8 protein-coding genes are annotated in these 12717 nt (G+C 69.5%); all 8 read left to right on the top strand.

Annotated elements, in window-relative coordinates; translation table 11 throughout:
* The first annotated feature begins 8 nt into the window (after positions 1–8).
* The 8 genes from ABZ385_RS12185 to ABZ385_RS12150 all read left to right on the top strand — a co-directional run bounded on the left by ABZ385_RS12185 (position 9) and on the right by ABZ385_RS12150 (position 12569).
* On the top strand, positions 9–788 hold the full coding sequence (locus ABZ385_RS12185) for a thioredoxin domain-containing protein (RefSeq protein ID WP_358583084.1): 780 nt from the start codon (positions 9–11) through the stop codon (positions 786–788).
* 84 nt (positions 789–872) lie between these two features.
* Positions 873–1844, top strand: coding sequence for a prolipoprotein diacylglyceryl transferase (gene lgt / locus ABZ385_RS12180; protein ID WP_358583083.1), 972 nt, complete (start codon positions 873–875; stop codon positions 1842–1844).
* A gap of 211 nt (positions 1845–2055) precedes the next feature.
* Positions 2056–2787: a VIT1/CCC1 transporter family protein gene (locus ABZ385_RS12175; RefSeq protein ID WP_358583081.1), complete on the top strand. Its 732-nt coding sequence runs from the start codon at positions 2056–2058 to the stop codon at positions 2785–2787.
* A gap of 306 nt (positions 2788–3093) precedes the next feature.
* Positions 3094–7662, top strand: a complete 4569-nt coding sequence (gltB, locus tag ABZ385_RS12170) for a glutamate synthase large subunit (RefSeq protein ID WP_358911217.1) — start codon at positions 3094–3096, stop codon at positions 7660–7662.
* Positions 7655–9115 (top strand): glutamate synthase subunit beta, encoded by a 1461-nt coding sequence (locus ABZ385_RS12165; RefSeq protein WP_358583078.1) that lies wholly within the window; start codon positions 7655–7657, stop codon positions 9113–9115. The genes gltB and ABZ385_RS12165 overlap by 8 nt, the downstream gene beginning before the upstream one ends.
* Before the next feature lie 290 nt (positions 9116–9405).
* The gene (locus tag ABZ385_RS12160; RefSeq protein ID WP_358911215.1) at positions 9406–10671 is read left to right on the top strand and encodes a sugar ABC transporter substrate-binding protein; all 1266 of its coding nucleotides are present in this window, start codon (positions 9406–9408) and stop codon (positions 10669–10671) included.
* Between the two features lie 54 nt (positions 10672–10725).
* The gene (locus tag ABZ385_RS12155; protein WP_358911213.1) at positions 10726–11736 is read left to right on the top strand and encodes a sugar ABC transporter permease; all 1011 of its coding nucleotides are present in this window, start codon (positions 10726–10728) and stop codon (positions 11734–11736) included.
* A complete protein-coding gene (locus ABZ385_RS12150; protein ID WP_358583074.1) occupies positions 11733–12569 on the top strand; it encodes a carbohydrate ABC transporter permease in 837 nt (278 codons plus the stop codon). Before ABZ385_RS12155 ends, ABZ385_RS12150 begins: the two co-directional genes overlap by 4 nt.
* The last annotated feature ends 148 nt before the right edge of the window (positions 12570–12717 follow it).

The following is a 12717-nucleotide window of genomic DNA, read 5'->3' as shown; positions in this document are numbered from 1 at the left end:
GGCGGGGTGTGAGTGAGAAGAACCGTGAGGCAAAGCGATCGGCCCGTGAGCGGCTGACGGAAGAGCGAGAGCGGCAGAAGGCCCGCGACAAGCGGCGCCGGGCGCTGATCGTGGGCGCCGCCGTGGTCGGCGTCCTCGGCCTCGCCGCCGTGGTCGGCCTGCTCGCCGCCGGGTCCGGGGACGACGAGAAGGACACATCGGGGCCGGTGGCCGTCCCCAAGGGGGCGACCGGTCAGGACGAGCTGACGCTCCCGCTCGGCAAGGCGGACGCGAAGTCCACCCTCACCATCTGGGAGGACTTCCGCTGCCCGGCCTGCAAGGGCTTCGAGGACGCCTACCGCTCGACGGTCCACGACCTGGCCGACCAGGGCAAGCTCAAGGTGGAGTACCACCTGGCCACGCTCATCGACGGGAACATGGGCGGCAGCGGCTCCCTGCGCGCGGCCAACGCCGCGGCGTGCGCCCAGGACGCGGGCAGGTTCCCGGCCTACCACGACGTGTTGTTCAAGAACCAGCCCGCCGAGACGGACGACGCCTTCGCCAAGAACGACAAGCTGATCGAACTCGCCGGTCAGGTGGACGGCCTGGTCACGGACACCTTCAAGAAGTGCGTGGAGGACGGCGCCCACGACAAGTGGGTCACCAAGTCGAACAAGGCCTTCCGGGACGCGAAGCTCCAGGGCACCCCCACCGTGCTGCTCAACGGCAAGAACATCTTCAGCGACCAGCGGAACCCCCTCACCCCGCAGAAGCTGCGCCGACTGGTGCAGGACGCCGACAAGGGCTGAGGAGAGGGCCGCGAGGCCCGTTATGGAGCCGTAGCCGGGCTGGTTGCCGTCGCCACCGCCCGGCACGGTAGCGTCGGACCTGCCATGGACCTTGCCTACATCCCCAGTCCCTCGCGCGGGGTGGTCGAACTCGGCCCCATTCCGCTGCGCGGCTACGCGTTCTGCATCATCATCGGCGTCTTCGTGGCCGTCTGGCTCGGCAACAAGCGGTGGGTCGCCCGCGGGGGCCGGCCCGGCACCGTCGCCGACATCGCCGTGTGGGCCGTGCCGTTCGGCCTCGTCGGCGGTCGCCTCTACCACGTGATCACGGACTACCAGCTGTACTTCAGCGAGGGCCGTAACTGGGTGGACGCCTTCAAGATCTGGGAAGGCGGCCTCGGCATCTGGGGCGCGATCGCGCTCGGCGCGGTCGGCGCGTGGATCGGCTGCCGCCGCCGGGGCATCCCGCTGCCGGCCTGGGCCGACGCGCTGGCCCCCGGCATCGCCCTGGCCCAGGCCATCGGCCGCTGGGGCAACTGGTTCAACCAGGAGCTGTACGGCAAGGCCACGGACGTGCCGTGGGCGCTGAAGATCACCTCGGCGGAGGACGGCCGGCTCCCCGGCACCTACCACCCCACCTTCCTGTACGAGTCCCTGTGGTGCGTCGGCGTCGCCCTCCTGGTCATCTGGGCCGACCGCCGCTTCCGGCTCGGGCACGGCAGGGCGTTCGCGCTGTACGTCGCCTCGTACTGCGCCGGGCGCGGCTGGATCGAGTACATGCGGGTCGACGACGCGCACCACATCCTCGGTCTGCGGCTGAACGTCTGGACCGCGATCGTGGTCTTCGTGCTGGCCGTGATCTATTTCGTGCTGTCGGCGAAGAAGCGCCCCGGGCGCGAGGCGGTCGTGGAACCCGACGGTGCCAGTGACAGTGCCAGTGACAGTGGTGGCGACGGTGAGCCCGTGAAGCTCACCAAGGACTCCGAAGAGGCCGAGGGCACCGAGGAGGCCGCCGAGAAGGACCCGGCGAAGAAGGACCCGGCGAAGAAGGATTCCGAGGCCGCCGAGAAGAGCTGAGGCCGCACCGCCCGTACGTTCGTTCCCCGAGGGGCCGCCGGATCAACCGATCCGGCGGCCCCTCGCTTTTACGTCGGCGAGGGCGTCGCGCCAGGGCCCGGCCGCCCCCGCCGAACCGCGTTTGCGCAGGTAAGTACGGCCTTCCTTGCTGGCGAGAGATTTATTTCGGGCGTACTTTCGACTTCGTCCAAGCATTGAGGGGGTCCACACCATGGCGATCATCGGGACCGAAGCGACGCTGCACGAGGCGCACCGCGACAACCACACCCACCGTGATGTCAACGGCGGCTGGCTGCGTCCCGCCGTCTTCGGCGCGATGGACGGACTGGTGTCCAACCTCGCGCTGATGACGGGTGTCGCGGGCGGCTCGGTCGCGCAGCAGACCATCGTCATCACCGGCCTCGCGGGGCTCGCCGCCGGAGCCTTCTCCATGGCGGCGGGGGAGTACACCTCGGTCGCCTCGCAGCGCGAGCTGGTCCAGGCCGAACTGGACATCGAGCGGCGGGAGTTGCGCAAGCACCCCAAGGACGAGGAGCGCGAGCTGGCCGAGCTGTACGAGTCGCGCGGCGTCGAGCCCCGGCTGGCCCGCGAGGTCGCCCGGCAGCTCTCCAGGGACCCCGAGCAGGCCCTGGAGATCCACGCCCGCGAGGAGCTGGGCATCGACCCCGGCGACCTGCCCTCGCCGACCGTGGCCGCCGTGTCCTCCTTCGGCTCGTTCGCGCTGGGCGCCATGCTCCCCGTCCTGCCCTACCTGCTCGGCGCCACCGTGCTGTGGCCCGCGCTGCTGCTCGCGCTCATCGGCCTCTTCGCCTGCGGCGCGGTGGTCGCCAAGGTCACCGCGCGCTCCTGGTGGTTCAGCGGTCTGCGCCAGCTCGCCCTCGGCGGCGCGGCGGCCGGTGTGACGTACGCCCTGGGCAGCCTGTTCGGTACGGCCGTAGGATGAGCCCTCGCAGGCCTATACGGGACCTTGCATAAATAGCCGTTACTCGGCGGTTTCGGATCGATGGCCACCGGGCATGAGCCGTAAGCGCTGCGGGCAACGAAGCCGGCGGCGCTCTGGGCCTTCGGCCATGGATCTGACCGTAGAGGCCCCTTCCGGCCGCTCCCACCTTCGCGAGCGGTGTCCACATGGTGGAACGAACTATCCGCTTTTCGAGAAGCGTTCCATCATGTAACCTGCACGAAATTTCGCCAGGGCCAACGTCGTCCCTCGCCCTTTGTAGTTGCCTCGACGACGACGGGAGTGCCGATGCGTACCCACGCCTGGTCGCCCATGGACGGTCGCCCCGCCCCCCAGGGGATGTACGACCCCCGTAACGAACACGACGCCTGCGGTGTCGGTTTCGTGGCCACCTTGACCGGTGTTGCCAGCCATGAGCTGGTCGAACAGGCGCTGACGGTACTGCGCAACCTCGAACACCGCGGCGCCACCGGCTCCGAGCCCGACTCGGGCGACGGCGCCGGAATCCTGCTCCAGGTGCCCGACGCGTTCCTGCGCGAGGTGGCCGGATTCGAACTGCCCGAGGCCGGCTCCTACGCCGTCGGCATCGCGTTCCTGCCCGTCGACACCGCCGGCACCACCGACGCGGCCGTCTCGCAGATCGAGACGATCGCCGCCGAGGAGGGCCTGACCGTCCTCGGCTGGCGCGACGTGCCCGTCGCCCCCGAGCTGCTCGGCGCCACCGCCCGCTCCACGATGCCGGTCTTCCGGCAGGTCTTCGTCGCCGACGGCGAGAGCACCGGCCTGGCACTGGACCGCAAGGCCTTCCTGCTGCGCAAGCGCGCCGAGCGCGAGGCCGGGACCTACTTCCCCTCGCTCTCCGCCCGCACCATCGTCTACAAGGGCATGCTGACCACCGGCCAGCTGGAGCCGTTCTTCCCCGACCTGTCCGACCGCCGCTTCGCCACGGCCGTCGCGCTCGTCCACTCCCGCTTCTCCACGAACACGTTCCCGAGCTGGCCGCTCGCCCACCCGTACCGCTTCGTGGCGCACAACGGCGAGATCAACACCGTCAAGGGCAACCGCAACTGGATGCGGGCCCGCGAGTCGCAGCTGGCCTCCGACCTCTTCGGCACCCGGAAGCCGGACCGCGTCTTCCCCATCTGCACGCCGGACGCCTCCGACTCCGCGTCCTTCGACGAGGTCCTGGAGCTGTTGCACCTCGGCGGCCGCTCCCTGCCGCACTCCGTCCTGATGATGATCCCGGAGGCCTGGGAGAACCACGCCTCCATGGACCCGGCCCGGCGCGCCTTCTACCAGTACCACTCCACGATGATGGAGCCCTGGGACGGCCCGGCCTGCGTCACCTTCACCGACGGCACCCAGGTCGGCGCGGTCCTCGACCGCAACGGCCTGCGCCCCGGCCGCTACTGGGTCACCGACGACGGCCTCGTCGTCCTCGGCTCCGAGGTCGGCGTCCTCGACATCGACCCGGCCAAGGTCGTCCGCAAGGGCCGCCTCCAGCCCGGCCGGATGTTCCTCGTCGACACCGCCGAGCACCGCATCGTCGAGGACGACGAGATCAAGGCCGCCCTCGCCGCCGAGAACCCGTACCAGGAGTGGCTGGAAACCGGCGAGATCGAGCTGTCCGACCTGCCCGAGCGCGAGCACATCGTGCACACGCACGCCTCCGTCACGCGCCGCCAGCAGACCTTCGGCTACACCGAGGAAGAGCTGCGGATCATCCTCGCGCCGATGGCCAAGACCGGCGGCGAGCCGCTCGGCTCCATGGGCACGGACACCCCCATCGCGGCCCTGTCCGAGCGCCCGCGCCTCATCTTCGACTACTTCACCCAGCTGTTCGCGCAGGTCACGAACCCGCCGCTGGACGCCATCCGCGAAGAGCTGGTCACCTCGCTGCACAGCAGCCTGGGCCCCCAGGGCAACCTCCTGGAGCCGACCGCCGCCTCCTGTCGAAGCGTCACCCTGCCCTTCCCGGTGATCGACAACGACGAGCTGGCCAAGCTCATCCACATCAACGCCGACGGCGACATGCCCGGCATGACGGCCGCGACGCTCTCCGGCCTCTACCGGGTGGGCGGCGGCGGCGACGCCCTCGCCGCCCGCATCGACGAGATCTGCGCCGAGGCCGACGCCGCCATCGAGGCCGGCGCCCGCCTGATCGTGCTCTCCGACCGGCACTCCGACGCCGAGCACGCGCCGATCCCCTCGCTGCTGCTCACCTCGGCCGTCCACCACCACCTCATCCGCACCAAGCAGCGCACCCAGGTGGGCCTGCTGGTCGAGGCGGGCGACGTCCGCGAGGTCCACCACGTGGCCCTCCTCATCGGCTACGGCGCCGCGGCCGTCAACCCCTACCTCGCGATGGAGTCCGTCGAGGACCTCGTCCGCGCAGGCACCTTCCTGCCCGGCATCGAGCCCGAGCAGGCCATCCGCAACCTCATCCACGCCCTCGGCAAGGGCGTCCTGAAGGTCATGTCCAAGATGGGCATCTCCACCGTCGCCTCCTACCGCGGCGCCCAGGTCTTCGAGGCCATCGGCCTGGACCAGGCCTTCGTGGAGCGGTACTTCAGCGGGACGACGACGAAGCTCGGCGGCGCCGGTCTCGACGTCATCGCCCAGGAGGTCGCCGCCCGGCACGCCAAGGCCTACCCGGCCTCCGGCGTCCCCTCGGCGCACCGCGCGCTGGACATCGGCGGCGAGTACCAGTGGCGCCGCGAGGGCGAGCCGCACCTGTTCGACCCCGAGACGGTCTTCCGCCTCCAGCACTCCACGCGCAGCCGCCGCTACGACATCTTCAAGCAGTACACGGGCCGCGTGAACGAGCAGTCCGAGCGGCTCATGACGCTGCGCGGCCTCTTCGGCTTCAAGTCCGACCGGCCCTCGATCCCCGTCGACGAGGTCGAGCCGACTTCCGAGATCGTCAAGCGGTTCTCCACCGGCGCCATGTCGTACGGCTCGATCTCCCGCGAGGCGCACGAGACCCTCGCCATCGCCATGAACCAGCTGGGCGGCAAGTCCAACACCGGTGAGGGCGGCGAGGACGCGGACCGCCTGTACGACCCGGCGCGCCGCTCGGCCATCAAGCAGGTCGCCTCCGGCCGCTTCGGCGTGACCTCCGAGTACCTCGTCAACGCCGACGACATCCAGATCAAGATGGCCCAGGGCGCCAAGCCCGGCGAGGGCGGCCAGCTGCCCGGCCACAAGGTCTACCCGTGGGTCGCCAAGACGCGTCACTCGACGCCCGGCGTCGGCCTCATCTCGCCGCCGCCGCACCACGACATCTACTCCATCGAGGACCTCGCCCAGCTCATCCACGACCTGAAGAACGCCAACCCGCGGGCCCGCATCCACGTGAAGCTGGTCTCCGAGGTCGGCGTCGGCACGGTCGCCGCGGGCGTCTCCAAGGCCCACGCGGACGTCGTCCTCATCTCCGGCCACGACGGCGGCACCGGCGCCTCCCCGCTGACCTCCCTCAAGCACGCGGGCGGCCCCTGGGAGCTGGGCCTCGCCGAGACCCAGCAGACCCTGCTGCTCAACGGGCTGCGCGACCGCATCGTCGTCCAGACCGACGGCCAGCTGAAGACCGGCCGCGACGTGATCATCGCCGCGCTGCTCGGCGCCGAGGAGTTCGGTTTCGCGACCGCCCCGCTCGTCGTCTCCGGCTGCGTCATGATGCGCGTCTGCCACCTGGACACCTGCCCCGTCGGCATCGCCACGCAGAACCCGGCGCTGCGCGAGCGCTTCTCCGGCAAGGCCGAGTACGTGGTGAACTTCTTCGAGTTCATCGCCGAGGAGGTCCGCGAACTCCTCGCCGAGCTGGGCTTCCGCTCCATCGAGGAGGCCGTCGGCCACGCCGAGCTGCTCGACACCGACCGGGCCGTCAAGCACTGGAAGGCGCAGGGCCTGGACCTCCAGCCGCTCTTCCACGTGCCGTCGCTGCCCGAGGGCGCCGTCCGGCACCAGATCGCGGTCCAGGACCACGGCCTGGCGAAGGCCCTCGACAACGAGCTGATCAGGCTCTCCGCCGACGCGCTCGCCGCCCCCAGCGCCACCGACGCGCAGCCCGTGCGCGCCCAGGTCGCCATCCGCAACATCAACCGCACGGTCGGCACCATGCTCGGCCACGAGGTGACGAAGAAGTTCGGCGGCGCGGGCCTGCCCGACGACACCATCGACATCACCTTCACCGGCTCGGCGGGCCAGTCGTTCGGCGCGTTCGTGCCGCGCGGTGTCACCCTGCGCCTGGAGGGCGACGCCAACGACTACGTCGGCAAGGGCCTGTCCGGCGGGCGCATCGTGGTCCGCCCGGACCGGGGCGCCGACCACCTCGCCGAGTACTCCACCATCGCCGGCAACACCATCGCGTACGGCGCGACCGGCGGCGAGCTGTTCCTGCGGGGCCGCACCGGTGAGCGCTTCTGCGTGCGCAACTCGGGCGCGACCGTGGTCTCCGAGGGCGTGGGCGACCACGGCTGCGAGTACATGACCGGCGGCCACGCGGTGATCCTCGGCGAGACCGGGCGCAACTTCGCGGCCGGCATGTCGGGCGGTGTCGCGTACGTCATCGACCTGGACCGGGACAACGTCAACGCGGGCAACCTGGGCGCCGTCGAGGAGCTGTCCGACGCCGACAAGCAGTGGCTGCACGACGTGGTGCGCCGCCACCAGGAGGAGACGGGTTCGACCGTCGCCGGGAAGCTGCTCGCCGAGTGGGACGTGGCGGTGGAGCGCTTCAGCAAGATCATCCCCAGCACGTACAAGGCAGTGCTCGCCGCCAAGGACGCCGCCGAGCGAGCCGGTCTCTCCGAGACCGAGATCACCGAGAAGATGATGGAGGCGGCGACCAATGGCTGATCCCAAGGGCTTTTTGAACCACGGCCGTGAGGTCGCCAGGACCCGCCCGGTCGAGGAGCGCGTCCGCGACTGGAACGAGGTCTACGTCCCCGGTTCGCTCCTGCCGATCATCTCCAAGCAGGCCTCGCGCTGCATGGACTGCGGCATCCCCTTCTGCCACAACGGCTGTCCCCTCGGCAACCTCATCCCCGAGTGGAACGACTACGCCTACCGCGAGGACTGGTCGGCCGCGCAGGAGCGCCTGCACGCCACGAACAACTTCCCGGAGTTCACCGGCCGCCTGTGCCCGGCCCCGTGCGAGTCGGCGTGCGTGCTCGGCATCAACCAGCCGCCCGTCACCATCAAGAACGTCGAGGTCTCGATCATCGACCAGGCGTGGGACCGCGGCGACGTCGCGCCCCAGGCCCCCGAGCGCCTCTCCGGCAAGACGGTCGCGGTCATCGGCTCGGGCCCCGCGGGCCTGGCCGCCGCCCAGCAGCTGACCCGGGCCGGCCACACGGTCGCCGTCTACGAGCGTGCCGACCGCATCGGCGGCCTGCTGCGCTACGGCATCCCCGAGTTCAAGATGGAGAAGCGGCACATCAACCGCCGCATCGAGCAGATGCGCGCGGAGGGCACCAAGTTCCGCACCGGCGTGGAGATCGGCCGGGACATCGACGCGATGAAGCTGCGCAAGCGCTACGACGCCGTCGTCATCGCCGCCGGTGCCACCATCTCCCGCGACCTGCCCGTCCCGGGCCGCGACCTGAACGGCATCCACTTCGCGATGGAGTACCTGCCGCTCGCCAACAAGGTGCAGGAGGGCGACTTCGTGGCGCCCCCCATCACCGCCGAGGGCAAGCACGTCGTCGTCATCGGCGGCGGCGACACGGGCGCGGACTGCGTGGGCACCGCCCACCGCCAGGGCGCGGCCTCGGTCACCCAGCTGGAGATCATGCCCAGGCCCGGTGAGGACCGCGCGCCGCACCAGCCGTGGCCGACCTTCCCCATGCTGTACAAGGTCACCTCCGCGCACGAGGAGGGCGGCGAGCGGGTCTACTCCGTCTCGACCACGCACTTCGAGGGCGACGAGGACGGCAACGTCCAGTTCCTCCACCTGGTGGAGGTCGAGTTCGTCGACGGCAGGCTGACCCAGAAGCCGGGCACCGAGCGCAAGATCCCCGCCCAGCTCGTCACCCTCGCGATGGGCTTCACCGGCACCGACCGCGAGAACGGCCTGATCGACCAGTTCGCCCTGGAGCTGGACGAGCGCGGCAACGTGGCGCGCGACGCCGACTTCCAGACCAACGTCCCCGGCGTCTTCGTCGCCGGTGACGCCGGCCGGGGCCAGTCGCTCATCGTCTGGGCCATCGCGGAGGGCCGTTCGGCGGCCCGCGGCGTCGACCGCTTCCTCACCGGTGCGAGTGATCTTCCGGCCCCGATCCGCCCGACGGACCGCGCCTTGATGGCGTAACCCCAACCCCCATACGTCCCGTACAACGGCGTACGGAACTGAAGCGGCGCCCGCCTTGTCCCCGACCGGACCAGGGCGGGCGCCGTGGCGTTGTACGGGACGCGTGTGTTGCATGGTGCGCAATGGCACGTGCGCATGTTGCGTCACCCGCAACCGTCATTACGGTTCGGCCGCTTATCCCAATGGGTCTAGACCGCCTCCGCGGTGTGTGACCACAATCGCTCCCACCAATCGCAACCTTGGAGGGGGCCGGCATGAAGCGACGTGTCATCGCGGCTGTTTCTATCGCCATGAGTCTCGGACTGACCGCCACGGCGTGCGGCGGCGATGACGGCGACGAGGGCGGCAAGGCCACCGACGGCAAGGGCAAGACCCTCACCGTATGGATCATGGAGGGGACCAACCCCGACGCCCGGCCGTTCTTCGACGAGGCGGGCAAGGCCTTCGAGAAGAAGACCGGCGCCAAGATCAAGGTCGAGTACCAGCAGTGGGCCACCGCCCAGAAGAAGTTCACCACCGCCATCGAGGGCGGCGAGGACCAGGTGCCCGACGTGGCGGAGGTCGGCACGACCTGGGTGCCGCAGTTCGCGAAGACGGACGCGCTCGTGGACGTCACCGACGAGGTCAAGAAGTCAGGCCTCGGCGACGACCTCGTCGCCGGCCTCAAGGACGCGGGCACGCTCGACGGCAAGCAGTACGGCATGCCCTGGTACGCGGGCGTCCGCTCGATCGTCTACCGCAAGGACCTCTTCGCCAAGCACCACATCAAGCCCCCGACCACGTGGGACGAGCTGCGCACGGCCGCGAGGACGCTCAAGGAGAAGGAGCCGAACCTGGTCGCCTTCCCGGTGGCCGGCGGCGCGGAGATGTTCGCCACCCCCTTCGTGTGGGGCGCGGGCGGCGAATTGGCCACCGGGTCGGGCAGTTCGTGGAAGTCCGGCATCAACTCGCCCGAGGCCGTCAAGGGCATCGAGTTCTACACCGGCCTCGCCACCAAGGACAAGGTCTCCCCGGCCAAGGTCAACACCTGGACGGAGAAGGAGGTCGGCGAGGCCTGGAACAAGAGCCAGATCGGCATGTCCATCGGCGGCAACTGGACCCCCAAGGCGATCATCGACAAGAACCCGTCGCTCAAGGGCAAGCTCGGCGCCGTGCCGATCCCCGGGCAGGACGGCGGCATGAGCAAGTCCTTCCTCGGCGGCTCCTACCTGTCCACGTTCAACACGGACAAGAAGGAGCTGGCCTGGGAGTTCGTCAAGATGCTGACCACCGGTGAGTTCGCCGCCAAGTGGGCCGAGCAGACGAACTACTTCCCCGGCCAGAACTCCGAGCTGAAGAAGATCGCCGCCAAGAAGGACCCGCTGGTCGAGCCGTTCGCCCGGCAGATGCTGGAGGCCGGCGCCACGGTCCCCAAGACCACGGCCTACGGCGAGATCCAGGCCTCCAAGGTCATCCCCGGCATGGTCCAGTCGATCCTCACCGGCAAGGCGTCCGTCCAGGAAGCCGCGGACAAGGCGGCCAAGGACATGGATGCGATCTTCGCCAAGGACAAGTGACGAGGGCGGCTCCGGCACCGTGAAAGGCACGACTGTGAAGGACGAGGCGCGACTGTGAAGGACGCGACTGTCGTGAAGGACACGCTCGTCGGCGGCGGACCGAAGGCACCGGTCCGCCGCGACGCCCCGCGGCCCGGCGGCGACGCCGAGGCCGCCCGCCGCCGCAAGCGCCTGACCACCCTCACCCGCCCCTGGCTCCTGCTCGCCCCCGCCCTCGTGGTCCTCGCCGGCCTGCTGCTGTGGCCGCTGGTCCAGGTCGGCAAGCTCTCCCTGCAGGACTACGAGGTCAAGTTCGGCGGCGGAACGGGCACGTTCACCGGCTTCGACCACTACAGCGACCTGCTCGGCAGCGACCTGCTGTGGCAGACCGTCCTGCCCAACACCGTCTTCTTCGCCGTCGCCTGCGTCGGCCTGACCGTCGCCCTCGGCACGCTCGTGGCGCTGCTCCTCAACCGCCTCGGGCCGACCTGGCGGCTGATCTGCTCGATCGCGATCCTCGCCGCCTGGGCCATGCCCGCGGTGACGGGCACGTATGTGTGGATCTGGCTCTTCCAGCCGCAGGACGGCATGGTCAGCCAGCTCGCGGGCGCGGCCGGCCTCATCGACCCGGAGACCACCAACTGGTTCACCGAGCGCGGCCCGTTCTACGCCATCGCCACCCTCAACGTCATCCACCACGGCTTCCCGTTCGTCGCCATCACCGTCCTCGCGGGGCTCATGACGATCCCCAAGGAGCTGTACGAGGCGGGGGAGCTGGACGGCGCGAACGCCTGGCAGCGGTTCTGGAACATCACGGTGCCGACCATCAAGCCGGTCTTCCTCGTGGTGACCATCCTCTCCACCATCTGGGACTTCAAGGTCTTCACCCAGGTCTACCTGATGCCGGGCGGCGACGGCTCCAACCCGGAGGTCTACAACCTCGGGGTCTACTCCTACATCGAGGCCTTCGCCAAGAACGACTACGGCGCGGGCGCCGCGGCCGCGGTGCTGCTGACCGTACTGCTCCTGATCATCACCGTCGTCTACATCCGCACGCTGTTCCGGCAGGGGGAGGAGGACCTGTGACGGCCCGCCACCGCACCACCCTCGCGAGCCGCGTCGGCCTGCCGGCCGCCGTCGTCGCGCTCCTCGTCTTCACGCTCTTCCCCGTCTACTGGATGATCTCCACCGCGCTCGACCCGAAGGCGCTCACCCGCGGCTCGGACGTCCTGCCGAGCGGCATCAGCCTCGAACACTTCGCGTTCGTCTTCGACAAGGGCGACTTCGGTACGTACCTGCTGAACTCGGCGCTCGTCGGGCTCGCCACGATCGTCGCCGCCGGAGTGCTCTCGCTCTTCGCGGCCATCGCGGTGGCGCGCTTCAAGTTCCGCTTCCGCACCTCCGTACTGATCATGATCCTGATCGTGCAGATGGTGCCGCTGGAGGCCCTCGTCATCCCGCTGTTCATCCAGATGCGGGACTACGACATGCTCAACTCCCTGCTCGGGCTGAGCATCGTCTACATCGCCCTCTCGCTGCCCTTCGCGATCTGGACGCTGCGCGGCTTCGTCGCCACCGTGCCCAAGGAGGTCGAGGAGGCCGCGTACATCGACGGGGCGTCCTGGCCGCGGATGTTCTGGTCGGTGCTGCTGCCGCTGGTCGCGCCGGGCCTGGTCGCCACCTCGATCTTCGCCTTCATCACGGCGTGGAACGAGTTCGTCTTCGCCTACACCTTCATGAAGGGCAGCGACAAGTACACGGCGGCCGTCGGCATCTACCAGTTCTTCGGGGAGAACTCGACGTCCTGGGGTCCGGTCATGGCCAGCTCCACGCTGGTCACGGTGCCGGTGATGATCTTCTTCGTGGTCGTGCACCGGAAGCTGGGCTCGGGCCTGGCGGCGGGCGCGGTCAAGGGCTGAGGCCCCGGGAACAACCGCTCCGTCGGGCGTGTTAAAGTTATGTGTTGCAGTTTTGGTACCCATGACTTTATGTACGCCTGACGGGAATGCTCCGAGGGCGCGTAATTGTTTTACCGGTTCTCTCCGGTATGGGGTCATTGCAGCGCTG

Origin of the sequence: Streptomyces sp. NPDC005898 (assembly GCF_040629635.1) — a bacterium.
In the GTDB taxonomy this organism is placed as follows: domain Bacteria; phylum Actinomycetota; class Actinomycetes; order Streptomycetales; family Streptomycetaceae; genus Streptomyces.
The sequence above is the reverse complement of the archived record's forward strand: the minus strand, read 5'-3'. Positions and strand labels throughout refer to the sequence as shown.